The following is a 19,647-nucleotide window of genomic DNA, read 5'->3' on the forward strand; positions in this document are numbered from 1 at the left end:
GATGCCGCAGCGGCTGGTCCGCGTCCTGCGCGACTGCGGAGTGGAGCTGTCGGCGCACGAGTTGGTGGACGCGCTGTGGCTGGCGTCGCGGCTGCCCGAGGGCGCGGCGGCTCCCCTGGCGCATGCCCTGGGGCCCGTAGCCGCTCCCACCGGGGGCGAGGCCGCTCGGCAGGGCGCCGCTACGGGCGGCGACACGGGACAGGGGGCCACCGACCCCGAGCGGGCCGACTCCCCCGGCTCGGGCGGGACCGCGCGGACGTCACGGGTCGAGGGCGGCTCCGCCTCGGCCCTCCACGCGGCCGCCGGGGACCACCGCCCCGGACCGCGCGGCGCCACCTCCCGCTCCGCCCTCGCGCTGCGGGTGCCGGAGGAGAAGGCGCTCACCGCCGAGCTGGGGCTCGGACGGGCGCTGCGGGCGCTCAAGCAGCACCGGGCCGGTGCCCGACAGGACGAGATCGACGAGGATGCCACCGCCTCGGCCATGGCGGAGACCGGTCTGCCGGACGTGGTGCTGCGCCCTGGCCGGGAGCGCTGGCTCGATCTGGCCCTGGTCGTCGACGACGGTGTCTCGATGCTCTTGTGGCGGCGGCTGTGCGCGGAGCTGCGGGCCCTGCTGGAGCGGCTGGGGGCCTTCCGCAATGTGCGGGTGTACGGGCTGTGCAGCCGAGGCCCGGGACGCCCGAGGCTGTCGGCCCGGCCGTTCGGCGGGGAGGAGGCGATGCTGGATGCGGCGACCGCGGCCGACCCGTCGGGGCACACCCTGGTGCTCGTGGTCAGCGACGGCGTCGGGGCGATGTGGCGGGACGGCAGGATGCACTCGGCGCTGGAGCGCTGGGCCGGGTGCGGGCCGACGGCCGTGGTGCACGCGCTGCCGCTGAGGATGTGGCCCGGCTCCGGCATCCGCGCCGAGGACTGGCAGGTGACGGTGCGCCAGGCCGGTTCGGCGAACGACACCTGGCAGGTGGCCGATCCGGTGCTTCCGCCGGAGCTGGCGATGTTCGAGGGTGTCCCCGTTCCCGTGCTGGAGCCCGAGCCGTCCGCCGTGGCCTCCTGGGCGCGGCTGGTGGCCTCCGAGGGGGACAGCGCCATGCTGCCCCTGCTGGCGCCGCCCGCCTCCGCGGGGCGGATCAGCGCCCAAGCGCCGGGCGTTTCAGCACCGCCCGTGCCCGTGCCGTGCGCGCCCTCCGCGGACGCGTCGGCACCACGTTTGCCCGAGGCGGGCGCGTCCGGGGCGGGCCCGTGCGGGGCAGGCGGGTCCGGGGCGGCCGATCCCGTGCTCCGCTTCCGTGACGTGGCCTCCCCCGAGGCGTACCGGCTGGCCTCCCATCTCGCCGCCGTCGCCCCGGTCTCGGTGCCCGTGATGCGCCTGGTTCAGCTCTCGGTGCCGTGGCGGGCGCAGACCGCGCACCTGGCGGAGGTCTTCCTCGGCGGACTGATGCGCCGCAGCGACCACGACGGCCATGAACTGCCGCCCCAGCACCGCAGCTTCGACTTCGACGAGTCGGCGCGGGCCGTCCTGCTCGACGCCGTACCCGCGGCGGAGCTGCTGAGCACCGGGCGGGCGATCGCGGACCGGCTGACCCGGCTGGTGGGCCGCTCCCCCGACTTCCCGGCATGGCTCGCCCACCCCGACGGCACCAGGGAACTCGACCCGGCGGCCCGCCCGTTCGCCTGGGTCGGAGCGCCTCTGCTGGCCCATCTGGGAATAACGCCCGAGAAGCCGGAGCCGACGTCGGCGGAGGAGGCCGACGACGCCGACTCCCCTTTGATGTCCCCGCGGGTGCTGCGCGGCGCCGCCACCTCCTGGCAGCCCCTGCGCGGATCGGACCCGCCCTCCGTCGGCCGGTACGGGCTGGTGGCCCGCAACGACGCGGGAGCGAACGCGCTGTCGTTCAGCGCTGTGACGCCCGGCTCGGCACGTGTGCTGGTCAAGCTCGCCCGCGCCCGCGGATACTCCGCCGCCTGGGCGATGCTGTCGACCGAGCAGCGGGCGCTGCGGCGGATGGCGGGCCGGCACGCACCGCGGCTCATGGACGCGGACTCGCACGGCGCACCGCCCTGGCTGGCCACCCGGCTGGTCAGGACCCGCGCCGGGTCGCCCGCGCCCACCCTGCGGGCCCTGGACCGGGTGCCCGACTGGCGCTGGCCCAAGCACTCCTTCACGCGGTTCGGCCATCAGCTGGCCGAGGCGGTGAGCGTCTGCCACCGGGAGCGGATGGTGCACCGGGCGCTGAGCCCGGACACGGTCCTGGTGACCGAGGACCAGGTGACCGTCGTGGGCTGGATGGCGGCGCTGATCGACGGCGAGGACAGGGACGGCGGGCAGGCGGTCCTGGGCGGCGGGCCGTACCGGGCCCCGGAGGTGGCGGACCCCGGCACGCACACCGAGGCGAGCGATGTGTACTCCCTCGGCGCGACGCTCCTCATGGCGTCACGGAACCGGCTGGCGCAGCCCCTGGACGCCGATCTCGAGTCGCTCCTGCGGCGCTGCGTCGATCCCGACCCTGCCCTTCGGCCGACCGCCCGGGCCGTCGCGGACGCCTTCGCTCTGCGCCTGCCGCCCGAGCGTGGAAAGGCCGCCCCGGCCCGCCCCGAGGCGAGCACACGCCGACCGGCCCGCCACATCACCGTCATCGACTTCTCCAGCAGGCAGGAGCGCGGAAGCACCACGGCGCTGCTGGGCATACTGCTCGCCGAGCGGGGAGACGGCGAGGTGCTGGTGATCAACGGGGCCTCGGCCGTCACGGCGCTGGACAACCGGATGCGCTACTCCGCGGACGGCCCCCGGCGCGCCCACCGCCTCGACTTCGCCGGAGCGCGGGCGTTCGTGTCGAGGCACCGCTCCGGGCTCGACGTCCTGACCTACTCCCCCAGGGCCTCCGCCCAGCTCGCCGCCGACGGCTACCGGCAGGTCTGCGAGGCCGCCGCCGAGCAGTACGGGACGGTGCTGGTGGAGCCGGGCGGGGGCGAGTACGCCGCGCTGATGCGCCGAGGCGCCGTGGAGACGACCACTCAGGTGCTCCTCGTGGCCGACCAGAGCGCCCATGGCCTCCAGCAGGTGGAACGGGCCACTCTCCGGCTGGCGGCCGAAGGCGGCGACGGGCTGGGCCGCAACGCGGTCGTGGCGATCAAGCAGGGCCACGACCGCCCGGTCTCGGTCTGGGGGGCGGAGGCACGGCTGCGCCAGCGGTGCCGCAGCGTGCACTTCCTCCCCCACGACCGCAGGCTCGCCGACGGCGGCGAGCTCGACAGCGCCCGCCTCGCCAAGGACACCCTGCTGGAGTACCGCCTGCTCGCCAATGTCACGGCGGGGCCGGTGGGCGGCGCCATCTGAGCGGAGGCGGGCACGCGCCGTAGGCGAAAACCGGCCGAAGGCAGAAAAGCCGGCCGAAGGCAGAAAAGCGGCCGAAGGCAGAGAGAGACAGCCAGAGGGACAGGCGGAGAGAAGGCGCCGCAGGCGGCCGGACAGCCGAGGGCAAGCCGGGCGGGAAACGCCCGTGGGCGCCCTCGAACGGGGCGCCCACGGGCGCAACGACGTCTGGGAAGACCTTCTGGGAAGACCTTCTGGGAGGAACGTCTCCGGAAACCGTCTCAGGTGACCGGGGACCTCCGTGTGCCCTGTCCGTGTGCCCTAGCGGACCTCGGTGATCTCCGGACCGCGGCGCAGTGGGTCGAGACCGTCGGCGCCGAAGCGCGAGTCGCCCTCGTCCTGCGCCACGCCCTCGGGCACCATCTGCGCGTCCTCGGGCAGCTTCAGCACGATCGGGTCGCGCGGTGCCATCGGGGCGTCACCGCGCAGCACGACGGTGTCACGGAAGATCTGCTCCAGCACCCCGGCGCTCTGCGGCTGGGCCGCGCCCTGACCGGAGATGACACCGCGCAGGAACCAGCGCGGTCCGTCGACTCCGACGAAGCGCACGAGCTGCACCCCGTTGGTGCCGTCCGGCAGCTGCACGGGCACCTGGGCCCGCAGCTCCCAGCCGAGGGGGCCCTCGACCTCGTCGATGATGCCGCCCTGCTGGGTGATGCCGGAGGCGATCTCGTCCCTGACCTCGCTCCAGATGCCCTCGGAACGGGGGGCGGCGAAGCCCTGCAGCTGGATGGCGCTGTTCTGCAGCACTACCGTGGCGGCCACGATGGCGTCGCCCGCGACCTCGACGCGCAGCTCCATGCCCTCGACACCGGGCACGAACAGTCCACCGAGGTCGACCCGGCCCTCGGCGGGGTCCTTGACCTCGCTCGCGTCCCACGGGCCCTCGGGCCGCGGCGCGGGCGGAAGGTTCACTCGGCCCGTCTCGGTGTCTGCCGACTCCTCCGAGTCGTCGGCCGACTCCTCCTGGCCGATCTTGCCATTGAGCTCGGCAGCGTCTTCGCTGTCCTTGCGGCGGCGACGGAACACGTCACTGTCCTTCCCGGTCTGCAACGACCGAAGAGTATCCATTCCCGCCCGTCCGGCCGCCACCCGCGCCGCTGCCGGCGCTCAAGCCCGCATGGCCACCGGTCGAACCGAAGCCACCCTCGGCCCTGGCCGACCCCGGCAGTTGCGCCACCTCGTGGAAGCGCACCTTCTCGACCTGCTGGACGACCAGCTGGGCGATCCGGTCTCCCCGCTGGAAGACCACCCGCTCTCGCGGGTCCAGGTTGACCACGATCACCTTGATCTCACCACGGTACCCGGCATCCACCGTTCCAGGCGCATTCCCCAGGGAGACGCCGCAGCGGGCGGCGAGCCCGGACCGGGGGTGAACGAACGCCGCGTAGCCGTCCGGCAGCGCGATGGCGATACCGGTGCGCAGCACCGCCCGCTCCCCCGGGGCGAGGGTCGCGCCCTCGGCGGTGAGCAGGTCGAGGCCGGCGTCGCCGGGGTGCTCGTAGGACGGCAGCGGCAGGTCCGGCTCCAGACGCCGGACGAGCACGTCGACGGGGACACGGGTCACGGGTTCACCTCGAAGGCGCGGGTGACCTTCATGCGGTCGGGGTTCTCCATGACGGCCTTGATGTCCTCGTCACGGCCGTTGTCGGTGAAGTGCGCGACCGGCACCTCGATGAACAGCGCGTCAGCGCGGACGGCCACGGGGCCGTCGGGGGAGCCGATCCGGCCGACGGCCGAGGAGAAGATCTTGCGGCCGTGCACGGCGGTGCAGCGGGCGGACAGGTGCAGCACCGTGCCCACCGGCACCGGGCGGACGAAGTCCGTCTCGAGGCGGCCGGTCACGGCGATGGTCTGCAGGAGCCAGCACAGCGAACCCAGGGTCTCGTCCAGCGCGGTGGCGAGGACCCCGCCGTGGGCCAGGCCCGGCGCGCCCTGGTGGGCGGGCTGCACCGTGAACTCGGCGGTGATGCTGACGCCCTCGCCCGCGGTCGCGTCGAGGCGCAGTCCGTGCGGCTGTTCATGTCCGCAGCCGAAGCACTGGTCGTAGTGCGCGCCGAGGAGGGTGCCGGGCTCAGGCGCGTCGGGGTGACGCACCGGTGGTCGGGCGTCCGGCGGCGGCACCAGGGACGCCCGCCCGGAAACGCTGGATGCTGTTGGTCCACTCACACCTGCTGACACTACCGTCGGTGGCTGCCGGGGGTGGCGGCAGGATCTTTTCGCGTCCCGCGTCCGTTGCCCCTATTCAGACGTCCGGCACCAGGCGCCCGGCTCCGCCCCGGCCGCTTTTCCGAGATCCCTGCCCGTGACCGAGGCCGAGGTCTCTGCCCGTGAACCCGACCGAGATCCCGACCGCACTCACGCTCCGGAGCGTTCCATGACCAAGACCGTCGTCGTCACGGGTGCCAGTAGCGGCATCGGCCTGGCCACAGCGCTGGAGCTGGCGAGCGCGGGATTCGACGTGATCGGCACGGCCCGCACGGAGGAGAAGGCCCGGTCGCTGAGGGACAAGGCCGAGCGGATCGGTGCCGGGGTGCGCACGGTCCTGCTGGACGTCACCGACGCGACCTCGACGGTCTGCGCCTTCACCCACGTCGCGGAGCTGACCGACGGCGGCCCCTGGGCGGTGGTGAACAACGCCGGGATGGCCCAGCCGGGCGCGGTGGAGGATGTGGACGACGAGCAGGTGCGCCGCCAGCTCGAGACCAACCTCGTCGCACCAGCGCGGATCGCCCGCCTGGTGCTGCCCCGGATGCGGCAGCGGCGCAGCGGCCGGATCATCAACATCTCGTCGGTCTCGGGCCGTGTCCCTCTGCCCTTCCTGGGCTGGTACTGCGCGAGCAAGCAGGGGCTGGCGGCGATGTCCGACGCGCTGCGGATGGAGGTCGCGCCGTTCGGGATCCGGGTGTCGCTGATCGAGCCCGGCTCGTACGGCACGCAGATCTGGGAACGCGGCCTCGAGCTGCTGCCCGAGCGGCAGCAGTCCGCCTATCAGGACCAGTACGACAGCGCCCACGAGATGCTGCGCGGGGTGAAGGACATGCCGTCCCCGCGCCCCGTGGCGAAGACGGTGCTGCGGGCCCTGCGGGCACGGCGGCCGCAGCCGCGCTACCTGGTGGGCAATGACGCCCGGGGGCACGTCCTCTTCGAGGCGCTGGCGCCGACGGCGGCCACGGACTGGGCGAAGTCCGTGGCGACGGGTCTGCGCACTCCCCCGCCGCACGTGGCGCGGATGCTGGAGCGCCTGCGCGGCCGGTGAGCGGTGCGGGGGGCGCGGCCGAGCGGCGGGCCGACCGCGGATCGGGGGTGGATCGGGGCGGATCGGGGGCGGATCGGGGGCGGATCGGCGGTGGATGCCGGGGGCTCCGCGGGGCGTGCCAAGCTTGTCCGCATGCAGTCCTACGACGAACGCCTCACCGCCCCGGTCAGCTGGTGGCTCATCGCCGCGGCGGCGGCGGTCTCCCTCGGCCTGATCGCGCTGCCGCTCGGCACGGTGCCGATGCTGGCGGCGCTGGTCGGCGGCGGGGCCCTCGCGGCGGCTGCGGTCAGCGCCTACGGCTCGGCCAGGATCCGGGTGGTGCAGGGCTCCCTGGTCGCTGGAGAGGCCCGTATCCCCGTGGAGGCCCTGGGGCAGGCCCATGCGCTGGACGCGCGGGAGGCGGCCGCGTGGCGGTCTTACCGGGCCGACCCCCGGGCCTTCATGCTGCTGCGGGCGTACATTCCTACGGCGGTACGGGTCGAGGTGACCGACCCCGAGGACCCGACGCCCTATGTCTACCTGTCGACACGGCACCCGGAACGGCTGGCGCGGGCCCTGAAGCCGGCCCCGCCGGACGGCTCCTGAACGGGTCGGGCGAGCTCCCGCGAGCCCGCTGACGCCCGTAGCCGCTCCCGAGGGAGCGGCTACGGCGTTTTCCTCTTCGTGCGCCTTCTTCGTGCGTCCTCTTCGTGCGCCTTCTTCGTGCGTTCTTCCCGCGTCGTTCCCGTGCGCCGCTTTCCCGCGACCCGTTTCCCGGCTTCCGTTTCCAGAGGCTTCCGTTTCCACAGGCCGCGGTTCCCGGGGCCCGCGGTTCCTACGTCCCGCGGTTCGGTCTCCACGGCTTCGGACGGGGGAGCGCGCTTCGCTCCGGCCGGGGGGAGTCGGCCGGTTCGAGCGCGTCGGGCGCCTCGAGCGGTGGAAGGTCGAGCTTGTCCCACGGGACGGCACGGGTACGCAGGTCCGCGCGGACGAACAGGGCGAGTCTGAGGGTGTCACGCCGGTTGACCACGCCGCCGATGGTCGCGCCGACCATGTACGGGGTCAGCGTCGGCACATTGCGCAGGGTGCGCCTGAGCAGCTTCTGGCGGAGCTCACGCTTGAGCTGCCCGCTGAGCGCCGAGGTCAGGCTGCCCACCTTGAGGACGTCGACTCCTCGGCGGTTCGCCCAGGAGCCGAGGTAGGCGTAGGCGCGCTGAGTGGCGTTCCCGGGCGCGCGCTGCCCGTAGACCTCGTGGAGCTCGGCGATGAGCTTGATCTCGACGGCGGCCACGGCGAGCGTCTCCGTGGTCAGCTCGACGATCATCGCCGGTGGCATCGGCAGTGCCGCCACCGCTCCGATGCTCGCGCCGACAGCGGCGCTGCTCTTCGCGGCTCCGGCGACCAGCTTGTCCGCCAGTTGTTCGGCGTCGAGCCCGGGGAATTGGGCCCGCAGGGTCGGCAGGTCGCGCACAGGGATGCGCGGCGCGTTCTCCGCGAGGCGCTCCGCGAGCGTGGCCAGGCCGACCATCGCGCCCTGGCCCACCTTCGTCGCGCCCCTGCCCGCGAGCCGGGCCATGCCCCGGCCGCGCCCGCCCGCTCGGCCCGCCGCAGCGGATTGCGCGGCGGTCGGCGGCCGCCACGCCTCGGAGCCGCCGGGGGCGGCACCGTCGGCGGGCACGCCTGAGCCGTCCGCCGGGCTGCCGCCCTTGCGGTTGTTCCGGAACGGGCCCTCGCCGGCCACGGCTGGCCGGCTCAGGCCGCGCAGTCGCGGCAGATCGGCTGGCCGTTCTTCTCCTTGGCGAGCTGGCTGCGGTGGTGCACAAGGAAGCAGCTCATGCAGGTGAACTCATCCGCCTGCCGGGGAAGCACGCGGACCGAGAGCTCCTCGTTGGACAGGTCCGCACCGGGCAGTTCCAGGTTCTCGGCCTGCTCGAACTCGTCCACGTCGACGGTCGAGGTGGACTTGTCGTTCCGCCGGGCCTTCAGCTCCTCGATGCTGTCCTCATTGAGGTCGTCATCGGTCTTGCGTGGTGTGTCGTAGTCCGTTGCCATGTCGCCTCTCCCCCTCCGGGTGTTTGCGATGTCTCCAGCGCACGTAACGCGTGAGAGGCCGGACTTGTGCCCGACCCGAAGCGGAGATTTTGCCTTACATCAAGGCCTGTTACTCAATCGACACCCAACCGGCCCCCCGAAGAGGTGATCGGATTGGATTGCCGTCTTCCTCGAAGACCGTCCGACAGTCGCACCTTCGGAGTGCTTCATCGTGTACTTCCCGTGATCATGCCCCCCGGAAACGTCCCGCCCACCGTGGTCTTGACACAGAACCGCGAAGGGATGAACACCCCGGTGAACAGCAGGCTTCCGGAGCGCTTCCAGCGTAGGCGGCACCCTCCGCGGAGCACCGTACGCCTTCGGCATCGACCACGCTGAGTGATCTGCGGGCCGGGCACGGGGCCGGTTCCGACCTGCGGGGGCCGGAACTCGGCGTCATCTTTACCACACCGTCAGTCACCATCCAGAATGACCAGAAACATGTGTGTGATCCATCACAGCTGAACGATCTTGTCCGAGAATCATGACATTCCCGGTATGGATACCCCTCACACGGGAATCGAGACACGCATGACCAGACCGCCTCCCTCGCGGGGGTGCGCCGTGATCGAGCCACCGTGGGCCCGTACGACCGAGCGGACGATGGAAAGTCCCAGGCCCACCCCCTTGTCGCTGCCGGTGCGCTCCGTGCGGAGCCTGCGGAACGGCTCAAAGAGGTTCTCCACCTCGTAGGCGGCGATCACCGGCCCGGTGTTCGACACGACCAGGACCGCCTCCCCGGGCTGGACGCCTGTGGAGATCTCCACCCAGCCGGCCTCGGGGACGTTGTACCGCACGGCGTTCTGCATGAGATTGAGCGCGATGCGCTCCAGCAGTACGCCATTTCCCTGGACAACGGCCTCCTTGAGCGTCGAGCGCACCTCCACACGCTTGGCCTCGGCCTCGGAGCGGGTCTGCTCCAGCGCCTGGGAGGCCACCTCGGCCAGATTCACGGCCTTGCGCTCGACCACCTCGTTGTCACTGCGGGCGAGCAGCAGCAGGCCCTCCACGAGCTGCTCGCTGCGTTCATTGGTGGCCAGCAGGGTCCTGCCGAGCTGCTGGAGATCCGCCGAGGCCTCCGGATCGGAGAGCTGGACCTCCAGCAGCGTGCGGTTGATCGCCAGCGGCGTACGCAGCTCGTGCGAGGCGTTGGCCACGAATCTGCGCTGGGAGTCGAAGGAGCGGTCGAGCCGGTCCAGCATGTCGTCGAAGGTGTCGGCGAGCTCCTTGAGCTCGTCGTCGGGGCCGTCCAGCTCGATCCGGCGATGCAGGTCCGAACCCGCGACGCTGCGCGCCATGCGGGTGATCCGGCCGAGCGGCTGGAGCACCCGCCCGGCCATCACGTAGCCGAAGGCGAAGGCGGCCACGGTCAGGCCCATCAGGGCGATCAGCGCCCGGCGCAGCAGGGAGTCCAGGGCCTCGTTGCGCTGCTTGGTCATGAAGGCCTGCAGGCAGCTGTAGAACTCGTCGGGGTCGATCTGCGGCCCGGCCGACGGGCAGAAACCCTGGGTGGTCTGCACACGGCTGCCGGGGACCAGGCGGAACGGCAGGGCCGTGCCCGTCTTGAGGCTCTGGGCAACCAGGAGGTAGATCAGCGAGACCAGGATGACGCCGGCCATGAGGAACATGCCGCCGTAGAGCACCGTGAGCCGGAAGCGGATCGTCGGCCGCAGCCACGGGAGCGGCCGCATCGGCGGGCGCGGGTCCCACGTGGGCTTGGGCGGCACCGGGCGGGTCCCGTTGGCACCCGGTCCGCCGGAGGGCGGGGGCGAGTGCCTGGGGGGCCTGGGAGGCGGGGATGTGGCCATGGAACTCAGATCCGGTATCCGGAGCCGGGCACGGTCATGATCACCGCGGGCTCGCCGAGCTTGCGGCGCAGGGTCATGACCGTGACCCGCACGACATTGGTGAACGGGTCGGTGTTCTCGTCCCAGGCCTTCTCCAGCAGCTGCTCGGCGGAGACCACCGCCCCCTCACTGCGCATGAGCACCTCGAGGACGGCGAACTCCTTGGGAGCGAGCTGGACCGGCTTGCCGTCGCGGAAGACCTCGCGCCGGTTCGGATCGAGACGGATCCCGGCACGCTCCAGGATCGGGGGCAGCGGGGCGGTGGTACGGCGGCCCAGCGCCCGTACTCGGGCGATGAGTTCGCTGAAGGCGAACGGCTTGGGGAGGTAGTCGTCGGCGCCGATCTCGAGGCCCTCGACCCGGTCGCTGACGTCCCCGGCGGCAGTGAGCATCAGCACACGGGTCGGCAACCCCTGCTCGACGAGCTCGCGGCACACCTCGTCCCCGTGGACCAGGGGGAGATCGCGGTCGAGGACGACGACGTCGTAGTCGTTGACCCCGATGCGCTCGAGGGCGGCGGCCCCGTCGTACACGACATCGACCGCCATGGCCTCGCGGCGCAGGCCAGTGGCCACAGCATCGGCGAGCAACTGCTCGTCCTCGACGACGAGAACCCGCAACGGGGTGTCCTTCCCTCGGTTTCCTGCATGCTTGGACCGCCGGTGCCGCTCATGGGACGTCCGGGCTCGGAGCCCGGCGTGGCCGGACCCCCGTGCTACCTCCGTGTTCAAGGGTCTCCCCTGTCACAGAGGTGCGAAGGCCGAGCGGGACCGACGGTGGCTCCATCGTGCACCGAGGGTACGTAAAACGGCGGTAAGCCAGGGGAAACGGACTCCTGGCACCGGATGGACGCAGGATGGACACGAGCGGGACGGCGGGTGCGCCCCCGTCGTACGGCGATCGGCGTCGAGGCGGGCGGGAAGATTCCTCGACTCGATGAGGTTTCCCCCTCGAGCGTGCGGGGGAGGACGACTGCAACCCGCGATCACCCCCTGTATCCCGCACGCCACGGCACGCGGCTCGACGGACGAGGGACACGCCCGCACGGGGGGCGCGGCATCAAGCCACTGAAGCGGCACGTCCAGGACGGGCCTGAGAAGACGACTCATCGACGACTGACACATTGGGGGCGCCATATGGACGCGTTCACGGCAGGCATCCTGCAGCGCATACGCAGCACAGAGTCCGACCTCCACGACGCCCTTCGGTCGGGCGACGAGTTCCTGGCCGAGGTGGAGCAGGCCGAGCTCGACGACCTGCACCGCCTCGCGGCGGAGCACGGCGTACGGGTACCGCAGAGCGCCTGACGCGGACCTCTCCCGGCCCAGGACCCAGGCCCGACGGACCACCCGCTCGACCGGTACGCCCCGGACACCGCTGACCGCCCCGGACACCGCTGACGGTGCCGGGGCGTCTTTGCGTCTACGCGCGTCCGACGGGGCCTCTCCCGCGATGCGCCAGGGGGAGCGCCTTCGGCGTGGGTGGAGGTCCGGTCAGTCGTGCCAGGCGCCGAGGTCGTCGAGGAGGGTCTGGAGCGGCTCGAACACTCCGGGGACCCCGGCCACGGTGAGCTCCTCCGACGCCCCGTCGCCCGGCCGGCCTCCCACCAGTGCCCGTCCCTCCTGGGCGATCAGGCCGCCCGCGGAGTAGTCCCAGGGGTGCAGGCCGCGCTCGTAGTAGGCGTCGAGGCGCCCGCAGGCGACGTCGCACAGATCGATCGCGGCCGACCCGGCGCGGCGGATGTCCCTCACCCGGGGCAGCAACTGCCGCGCCACCGCGGCCTGGTTGTCGCGGCGCTGGGTGAGATAGCCGAAGCCGGTGGCCACCAGGGCCTGGGAGAACGGCGGCGCGGTCCGGCAGCGGACCCGCTCCCCGTTGCGGAAGGCGCCCTCCCCCTCGACGGCATGGAAGGTCTCGGCCCGCATGGGCACCTCCACCGCGCCGACCACCACGCGCCCGTCCTGCTCGGCGGCGATGCTCACCGACCACGCGGGCAGGCCGTAGAGGTAGTTGACCGTGCCGTCGAGCGGATCGATCACCCACCTCACCCCGCTGGTGCCCTCGACGCTGGCCCCCTCCTCACCGAGGAACCCGTCCTCGGGGCGGTGGCCCCCGATGAACTCGGTGATCAGCTTCTCCGCCGCGATGTCCATCTCGGTGACGACGTCGATGGGACTGCTCTTGGTCGCCGCCACACCGAGGTCGTCCGGCCTGCCGGTGCGCAGCAGCTCCCCCGCCCGTCGAGCGGCCTCCACCGCGATCGCCAGCAACTCGGTCCGGGGTGCTTCGGTCACGGGCTTCCCTATCTGTCGAGATCTGTCGAGATCTGTCGAGGCGTGTCGAGTCTGTCGGGGTCTGTGCGTGTCGAGGTCTGTCGAGGCGTGTGGAGATCTTCTGCCGAGTGTGCCGGGGAGTTCTGTCGAGAACATGTCGCGGCCTGCTACCGGGATCCGCTGTGAGATGAACGCGTACCCGGCGCCGGGGGTCGGCGCCGGATCCACCCGTCGGGGACCGCCCGCCGAGAGGGCCGGCGAGGACCGGCGAGAACCGGTCGAATCCCGCGGGCCCCGCCGCCGGGCCCGTTCCCCTGCCTCAGTCCGTCCCCGCGGCCGCGGGCCGGTTCGCTCTCGGGTTGGGGCAGCAGCCCCTCGGGCAGACGTCGTGGCTGGGGAGCATGCTTCCCACCGCGCAGCGCCGCTCCACCTCCTCGCCCCGCTCGACGGCGGCCCGCTCCAGTACGAGGTCGCGCACGGCCGCAGCGAAGCGCGGGTCCGCGCCGACCGTTCCCGCACGGGTGACCGGCAGTCCCAGCTCGGCCGCCCTGGCCATGGCCTCGGTGTCGAGGTCGTACTTGACCTCCATGTGGTCGGAGACGAAGCCGATGGGCACCATCACCGCCCCTGCCGCCCCGGCGCGGTGAAGCGCCTCCAAATGGTCGCAGATGTCCGGCTCCAGCCACGGGATGTGCGGGGCGCCGCTGCGGCTCTGGTAGACGAGCTCCCAGCGCCGGTGCTCCACCCCGGTCGCCTCGGTCACCCCGGCGGCGATCCGCGCGGCCACCTCGAGGTGCTGGGGCACGTACGCCCCGCCCTTGCCGTGACCCTCGACCGGACCCGAGCCGTCGGCCGCCGTCGTGGGGATGGAATGCGTGGTGAACACCAGATGGGCGTGGTTGCGCACGGGCTCGGGCAGCTCGGCCAGGGCCGCGAGGGTGTTGTCCACCATCGGCTCCACGAAGCCGGGGTGGTTGTAGTAGTGCCGCAGCTTGTCCACCCGCATCCGGGGGGCGCCCTCGGCCTCGAGGACCGCGAGAGCGTCGGCGAGGTTCTCGCGGTACTGGCGGCAGCCCGAGTAGGAGGCGTAGGCGCTCGTGGTCAGGACGGCGACCCGGCGCACCCCGTCGCCGGCCATCTCCCGCATCGCGTCGACGAGGTGGGGGGCCCAGTTGCGGTTGCCCCAGTAGACCGGCAGGTCCAGCCCGTGCTCGGCGAAGTCCTTGCGCAGGACCGCGAGAAGCTCCCGGTTCTGCTCGTTGATGGGGCTGACGCCGCCGAAGAGGAAGTAGTGCTGCCCCACCTCGACCAGCCGCTCGCGGGGGATGCCCCGGCCCCGGGTGACGTTCTCCAGGAAGGGGACCACGTCCTCGGGTCCTTCCGGCCCGCCGAACGAGAGCAGGAGCAGGGCGTCGTAGGGGGCGGCCGAGCCGCCCGGAGCACGCAGATCGGGCATGCCTTTGATCCTGCCACTGACCGGGGACGAGGGGGCAACGGCCCTTCGGCGAACGACCGGGAAATCCACTTGCCCCGCCCCGTAACCTGTGAGGACTTCGACACGCCTTACCTGCGCCGTCCTCCCGTAGCCGCGCGCGGTTCCGTTGCAAGCGCAAGCCGTGGAGTGCCCCGTGCTCACCCCCTATCGCGCGATATTCGCCGCCCCCGGCACCAAGGGGTTCTCCTCGGCCGGCTTCGTCTCGCGCATGCCGCTGTCGATGCTCGGCATCGGGATCGTGACGATGGTCTCGCAGCTCACCGGCGAGTACGGGCTCGCCGGGGCCCTGTCCGCGACGCTGGCCCTGTCGGGGGGCGCGTTCGGACCCCAGGTCTCCCGGCTGGTCGACCGGTTCGGCCAGCGCCGGGTGCTGCGGCCCGCCGCCGCCGTCACCGTGGCGGCGATCCTCGGTCTGGTCGTGTGCGCCGGCGTCGGCGCCCCGACGTGGACCCTCTTCGCGTTCACCGTCGTCGCCGGGTGCACCCCCAGCATGGGGTCGATGGTGCGGGCCCGGTGGGCGCACCTGTACCGGAACACCCCCCGGCTCCACACCGCGTACTCCTTCGAATCCGTCGTCGACGAGGTGTGCTTCATCATCGGGCCGGTGCTGTCCATCGGCCTGTCCACGATGCTCTTCCCTGCGGCGGGGCCGGTCCTGTCGGCGGGCTTCCTGGCGGTGGGCGTCTTCGCCGTCACCGCGCAGCGCTCGACGGAGCCGCCGCCGCATCCGCGCACCCACCACACCAAGGGCTCGGCGATGCGCTCCCCCGGGCTCCAGGTGCTGGTCGCGACCTTCACCGCCATGGGCGCGATCTTCGGAGCCGTCGACGTCGTCACCGTGGCCTTCGCGGAGGAACAGGGGCACAAGGGCGCCGCCAGCCTGGTCCTGGCCGCCTACGCGCTGGGCTCGTGTCTGGCCGGAGTCGTGTTCGGGCTGGTCAGCCCCAAGGGCTCGGCCGGGCGTCGATTCCTGGTGGGGGTGGCCGTGATGGCCGTGAGTATGATCCCCCTCCTACTGGTCAGGAACCTTCCGTCCCTGGCGGTGGCGGTCTTCGTCGCGGGCCTGTCGATCGCGCCCACCATGGTCACCACCATGGCCCTGGTGGAGCAGATGGTCCCGGCGTCGAAGCTGACCGAGGGCATGACGTGGACCAGCACCGGACTCGCCGCCGGGGTCGCGGTCGGGTCCTCGGCGAGCGGGTGGGTCGTGGACACGGCCGACGCGCGGACCGCCTTCGCGGTACCGGCTGTCGCCGGGGCCGCCGCCGCGGTGGTGGCGTTCCTCGGTTGGCGCAGGCTCCGGCCGGCGCAGGAGCGGGAGGGGCAACGTGAGCTCGACGAGCACCGGATCGAGCCGGGCGGGCAGACCGGCAAGCAGGACGTGGACCAACTGGGCGGGTAACGTCACCGCGCGGCCGCAACGCACCGCGCTCCCCTCCTGCGTCGAGGAGCTGGCCGAGGCCGTGCGCTCCGCCGGGGAGCAGGGCCTTCGGGTCAAGGCGGTGGGCACCGGGCACTCTTTCACGGCGGCGGCCGCCACCGACGGACTGCTGATCGGGCCTCACCGGCTCACGGCGGTACGCGAGATCGACCGCGCGGGCGGGACCGTCACCGTCGAGGCGGGGCTGCCGCTGAAGGACCTCAACCGCCTGCTCGCCGCCGAGGGACTCTCCCTGACGAACATGGGCGACATCATGGAGCAGACCGTGGCCGGGGCGACGAGCACCGGGACCCACGGCACCGGCCGGGACTCGGCCTCGGTCTCCGCGCAGATCCGCGCCCTGGAACTGGTGCTGGCGGACGGCTCGGTCGTGCGCGCGTCCGCCGAGCAGGACCCGGAGCTGTTCGCCGCGGCCCGGGTCGGCCTGGGGGCGCTGGGCGTCCTCAGCGCGATCACGTTCGCGGTCGAGCCCACGTTCCTCCTCACCGCGAGGGAGGAGCCGATGTCGTTCGATCGGGTGATAGCGGAGCTCGACGAGCTGACGGCGGAGAACGAGCACTTCGAGTTCTACTGGTTCCCGCACACCGACCGCTGCAACACCAAGCGGAACAACCGCAGCCACGGTCCCGCGGCGCCGCTGCCCAAGGTGCGCGGATGGGTGGACGACGAACTGCTGTCCAACGGGGCGTTCCAGGTGGCGTGCGCCCTGGGCCAGACCCTTCCGGCGGCGATCCCGGGCATCGCCCGGGTCTCCAGCCGGGCGCTGTCCGCCCGCTCCTACACCGACACCGCCTACAAGGTGTTCACCAGTCCCCGGCGTGTGCGCTTCGTGGAGATGGAGTACGCGGTGCCGCGCGAGGCGGCGGAGGAGGTCGTGCGGGAGCTGAAGGCGCTGGTGGAGCGCTCGCCGTGGCGGATCAGCTTCCCCGTGGAGGTGCGCTTCGCGCCCGCCGACGACATCGCGCTGTCCACGGCCTCGGGCAGGCAGACCGCCTATGTGGCGGTCCATATGTACCGGGGGACCTCGCACCAGGAGTACTTCACCGCGGTCGAGCGGATCATGACCGCCCATCAGGGGCGGCCGCACTGGGGCAAGCTGCACAGCCGCGACGCGGAGTACCTGGAGCAGGTGTATCCGCGGTTCGGGGAGTTCGCGAAGACACGCGACCGGGTCGATCCGCAGCGGCGGTTCGCCAATGACTACCTGCGGCGGGTCCTGGGGGAATGAGGCACCGGACGGGGTGGGGCGCCGGCGAACGGACCGCCGAACACCGCCCGGTCGGCGCCGTAACCGTATCGGCACAAGAAACGACTGACCGGCCGGAGAGAATCGTATGGAAAGATCCCGTTTCCGGGCGGATGAACACCGTTGCGGCCGATCGCCCGCGCGGGGCACGCTGTCAACTCCCGCTGCACCGCTCAACTTCGGCGGCGCGGCGGTCCACCCCTGTGGCCCGAATGGAGTACTGTGCCCAGGGTGCCGCTGTGCAGCACGGAGATGAGCGACGGAGGGTGACGGAGATCGTCACGCAGTGTTGCAAATCGATTACCGTGCCATAACGGCGGGTCGTGGCACGCGCACGACACGCCGGGCGACTCTGCAAGGTAGTGGCAGGCTGCACCCGGGCAGGTCACATCGTTCAACGGGAGCAGCGGCGCACGTGACGTCGGCAGGCACCACCCGGGAGGTCCCCATGCCCGAACTGCGTGTCGTGGCCGTCAGCAACGACGGCACACGGCTGGTGCTCAAGGCTGCCGACAACACGGAGTACACGCTCGCGATCGACGAGCGTCTGCGCGCCGCTGTCCGCAACGACCGCGCCCGCCTCGGCCAGATCGAGATCGAGGTCGAGAGCCATCTGCGTCCGCGGGACATCCAGGCGCGGATAAGGGCCGGCGCCAGCGCCGAGGAGGTCGCCCAGCTCGCGGGCATCCCCGTGGAGCGCGTCCGGCGCTTCGAGGGACCGGTTCTCGCCGAGCGCGCCTTCATGGCGGAGCGCGCCCGCAAGACCCCCGTACGGCGCCAGGGCGAGAGCAATGGGCCCATGCTCGGTGACGCGGTGGCCGAGCGGCTGCTGCTGCGCGGCGCGGAGAAGGACACCGCCCAGTGGGACTCGTGGCGCCGTGACGACGGGACCTGGGAGGTCCTGCTCGTCTTCCGGGTCGCGGGCGAGCCGCACTCGGCGAGCTGGACCTACGACCCGCCGCGGCGTCTTGTCCAGGCGTGCGACGACGAGGCCAGGTCGCTGATCGGCGAGACGGCCGAGGCTCCGGAGCCGAGCTTCCCGTTCGTCCCGAGGATCGCCCGGCTGCCCCGGGACCGTCCGCTGGACCGGCCGGGCTCGGCGGACCGGCCCGACCGGGCGATGGCCGAGGACGAGCGCGACTCGCTGACGAGCCTGCTCGACGTGGTGCCGAACTTCCGCGGCGACATGGTGGTCCCGGAGACGGTGGCCGCCACCGAGGAGAAGGAACCGGAGGAGGACGAGGTAGCGGTACCCGAGGCGCCCGCCGCCCCGGCGGCGAGCGCGGGAGCGGGTTCCGCCTACGCCGACGTCCTGATGCCGCGTTCGGTGGCGGGCCACCGCGACCGGCTCGTCGGCAACACCGACCGCCAGGCGGAGGCCGACGGGGTGCGCCCCGGACGCCGGGCCACGGTGCCGAGTTGGGACGAGATCGTCTTCGGCAGCCGCCGCAAGAAACAGGACTGAACGGGACAGCGGGCAGCGGGCAGCGGGCAGCGGGACTGAACGGCACGCAGGACTGAACCGGGCAGCAGGTCCGAGCGGCACGTCCGACGGCGCCGGCACCGCGGGAAAGCGGTACCGGCGCCGTCGGCGTCGAGCGCGGGATCAGCCCCGTTCCGGGCCCTTGGCCACCGGCCGGGAGGGGTCCGCGGACCACTCGCTCCACGAGCCCACGTAGAGAGCGGCCTCCACCCCGGCGAGCTCCAGGGCGATCACCTGCTGGGCGGCGCTCACGCCGGAGCCGCAGTAGACGCCCACCTCGGCCGCCGGGGTGGCGCCCAGCGCGTGAAAGCGCTCCGCGAGCGCTTCCCGGGGCAGGAAGCGCCCGTCCTCGGTCATGTTGGCCGCGGTGGGCGCGCCGACGGCGCCAGGGATGTGGCCGGCCACGGAGTCGATGGGCTCCACCTCGCCGCGGTAGCGCTCCCCCGCGCGTGCGTCCAACAGCAGTCCCGAACGAGCAAGCGCTGCCGCCTCATCGGCGTCCAGCACCTTCATGCCGCCGGGGCGCACGGTGAAGTCGCCCTCCTCCCGCGCCACCGTCCCGCGCTCCAGCGGCAGTCCGGCCGCGCTCCACGCGCGCAGGCCACCGTCGAGCACCCGGACGCGGTCGTGTCCCGCCCAACGCAGCATCCACCAGGCACGAGCCGCGCCGATCGTGTCCCCGCCGTCGTAGACGACGACGTCGCGCCGCGCCGACACCCCGGCCCGGCGCATCGCCGTCTCGAAGACCTCGGGGGGCGGCAGCGGATGGCGCCCTTGCCTGCCGGGCGGGCCGGCCAGTTCGGTGGAGAGGTCGATGTAGTGCGCGCCCGGGATGTGGCCGGACTCGTACTCGGACCGCCCGGGCGGTCCACCCAACTTCCAGCGGGCGTCCAGCAGTACCGGTCGGCCCGAACCTTCGAGGTCACGGGAGAGCTCTGCGGTGGTGGTGATGGGTTCCATGGCCCCATTGTGGTTCTCATTCGCCGGTGACATGGTCTTGGGGCGGGGTAGCAGAGATACGACAGATCATCACCGCTCGGCAACGGTCACGAAACCGGCAGGAAATGAGCGAGCGGGCATTCTCGTGCGAGAACGGCCCGAATGCGGCGCGGCCAGGGCGCGCGGTTCGGCAGGTGGTGGAAGCATCGGCACCGGGCACGTCC

Annotated in this window: 17 protein-coding genes; 7 read left to right on the forward strand and 10 right to left on the reverse strand. The window is 72.4% G+C overall.

Annotated features, from left to right (window positions below):
- Position 1 precedes the first annotated feature (1 nt).
- Positions 2-3,334, forward strand: coding sequence for an SAV_2336 N-terminal domain-related protein (locus tag IEY86_RS19170; RefSeq protein ID WP_189132976.1), 3,333 nt, complete (start codon positions 2-4; stop codon positions 3,332-3,334).
- A gap of 297 nt (positions 3,335-3,631) precedes the next feature.
- Here IEY86_RS19170 and IEY86_RS19175 read toward each other — a convergent pair whose 3' ends face one another.
- The 3 genes from IEY86_RS19175 to IEY86_RS19185 are packed head-to-tail and all read right to left on the reverse strand — an operon-like array spanning position 3,632 to position 5,539.
- On the reverse strand, positions 3,632-4,399 hold the full coding sequence (locus IEY86_RS19175; RefSeq protein ID WP_229698571.1) for a DUF3710 domain-containing protein: 768 nt from the start codon (positions 4,397-4,399) through the stop codon (positions 3,632-3,634).
- Between the two features lies 1 nt (position 4,400).
- A complete protein-coding gene (gene dut, locus IEY86_RS19180; RefSeq protein WP_189132978.1) occupies positions 4,401-4,937 on the reverse strand; it encodes a dUTP diphosphatase in 537 nt (178 codons plus the stop codon).
- Complete coding sequence (locus IEY86_RS19185; RefSeq protein WP_189132979.1) at positions 4,934-5,539, reverse strand: PaaI family thioesterase; 606 nt, start codon at positions 5,537-5,539, stop codon at positions 4,934-4,936. The genes dut and IEY86_RS19185 overlap by 4 nt, the downstream gene beginning before the upstream one ends.
- Positions 5,540-5,747: 208 nt before the next feature.
- On the opposite strand from IEY86_RS19185, the gene IEY86_RS19190 reads away from it, so the two are divergent.
- Positions 5,748-6,629 (forward strand): SDR family oxidoreductase, encoded by an 882-nt coding sequence (locus IEY86_RS19190; RefSeq protein ID WP_189132980.1) that lies wholly within the window; start codon positions 5,748-5,750, stop codon positions 6,627-6,629.
- 132 nt (positions 6,630-6,761) lie between these two features.
- Complete coding sequence (locus IEY86_RS19195) at positions 6,762-7,214, forward strand: DUF3093 domain-containing protein (protein WP_189132981.1); 453 nt, start codon at positions 6,762-6,764, stop codon at positions 7,212-7,214.
- 229 nt (positions 7,215-7,443) lie between these two features.
- On the opposite strand, the gene IEY86_RS19200 is transcribed toward IEY86_RS19195, so the two are convergent.
- The 4 genes from IEY86_RS19200 to IEY86_RS19215 form a co-directional block, all read right to left on the reverse strand.
- On the reverse strand, positions 7,444-8,349 hold the full coding sequence (locus IEY86_RS19200; RefSeq protein WP_189132982.1) for a hypothetical protein: 906 nt from the start codon (positions 8,347-8,349) through the stop codon (positions 7,444-7,446).
- 11 nt (positions 8,350-8,360) lie between these two features.
- Complete coding sequence (locus tag IEY86_RS19205) at positions 8,361-8,660, reverse strand: DUF4193 domain-containing protein (RefSeq protein WP_189132983.1); 300 nt, start codon at positions 8,658-8,660, stop codon at positions 8,361-8,363.
- A gap of 548 nt (positions 8,661-9,208) precedes the next feature.
- Positions 9,209-10,507 carry a sensor histidine kinase gene (locus IEY86_RS19210; protein ID WP_189132984.1) on the reverse strand — a complete coding sequence of 433 codons (1,299 nt, stop codon included), beginning with the start codon at positions 10,505-10,507 and terminating at the stop codon, positions 9,209-9,211.
- A gap of 5 nt (positions 10,508-10,512) precedes the next feature.
- Entirely contained in the window at positions 10,513-11,166 is a 654-nt protein-coding gene (locus tag IEY86_RS19215) for a response regulator transcription factor (RefSeq protein ID WP_189132985.1), read from the reverse strand.
- A gap of 516 nt (positions 11,167-11,682) precedes the next feature.
- Between IEY86_RS19215 and IEY86_RS19220 the strand changes: the two genes are divergently transcribed.
- Positions 11,683-11,853 (forward strand): hypothetical protein, encoded by a 171-nt coding sequence (locus tag IEY86_RS19220; protein WP_189132986.1) that lies wholly within the window; start codon positions 11,683-11,685, stop codon positions 11,851-11,853.
- Positions 11,854-12,039: 186 nt separating this feature from the next.
- On the opposite strand, the gene IEY86_RS19225 is transcribed toward IEY86_RS19220, so the two are convergent.
- Both IEY86_RS19225 and IEY86_RS19230 read right to left on the reverse strand, forming a co-directional pair.
- Positions 12,040-12,840 (reverse strand): inositol monophosphatase family protein, encoded by an 801-nt coding sequence (locus IEY86_RS19225; RefSeq protein WP_189132987.1) that lies wholly within the window; start codon positions 12,838-12,840, stop codon positions 12,040-12,042.
- A gap of 298 nt (positions 12,841-13,138) precedes the next feature.
- Complete coding sequence (locus IEY86_RS19230) at positions 13,139-14,275, reverse strand: ferrochelatase (protein WP_189132988.1); 1,137 nt, start codon at positions 14,273-14,275, stop codon at positions 13,139-13,141.
- Positions 14,276-14,447: 172 nt separating this feature from the next.
- On the opposite strand from IEY86_RS19230, the gene IEY86_RS19235 reads away from it, so the two are divergent.
- The 3 genes from IEY86_RS19235 (at position 14,448) to sepH (ending at position 18,466) form a co-directional block, all read left to right on the forward strand.
- On the forward strand, positions 14,448-15,716 hold the full coding sequence (locus tag IEY86_RS19235; RefSeq protein ID WP_189132989.1) for an MFS transporter: 1,269 nt from the start codon (positions 14,448-14,450) through the stop codon (positions 15,714-15,716).
- Entirely contained in the window at positions 15,643-16,983 is a 1,341-nt protein-coding gene (locus IEY86_RS19240; protein ID WP_189132990.1) for a D-arabinono-1,4-lactone oxidase, read from the forward strand. The genes IEY86_RS19235 and IEY86_RS19240 overlap by 74 nt, the downstream gene beginning before the upstream one ends.
- A gap of 433 nt (positions 16,984-17,416) precedes the next feature.
- Positions 17,417-18,466 (forward strand): septation protein SepH, encoded by a 1,050-nt coding sequence (gene sepH, locus IEY86_RS19245; RefSeq protein WP_189132991.1) that lies wholly within the window; start codon positions 17,417-17,419, stop codon positions 18,464-18,466.
- A 141-nt stretch (positions 18,467-18,607) separates the two neighbouring features.
- Here sepH and IEY86_RS19250 read toward each other — a convergent pair whose 3' ends face one another.
- Positions 18,608-19,444, reverse strand: a complete 837-nt coding sequence (locus tag IEY86_RS19250) for a sulfurtransferase (RefSeq protein WP_189132992.1) — start codon at positions 19,442-19,444, stop codon at positions 18,608-18,610.
- Positions 19,445-19,647: the final 203 nt, after the last annotated feature.

This window comes from Wenjunlia tyrosinilytica (assembly GCF_014646055.1).
Taxonomy (GTDB): domain Bacteria; phylum Actinomycetota; class Actinomycetes; order Streptomycetales; family Streptomycetaceae; genus Wenjunlia; species Wenjunlia tyrosinilytica.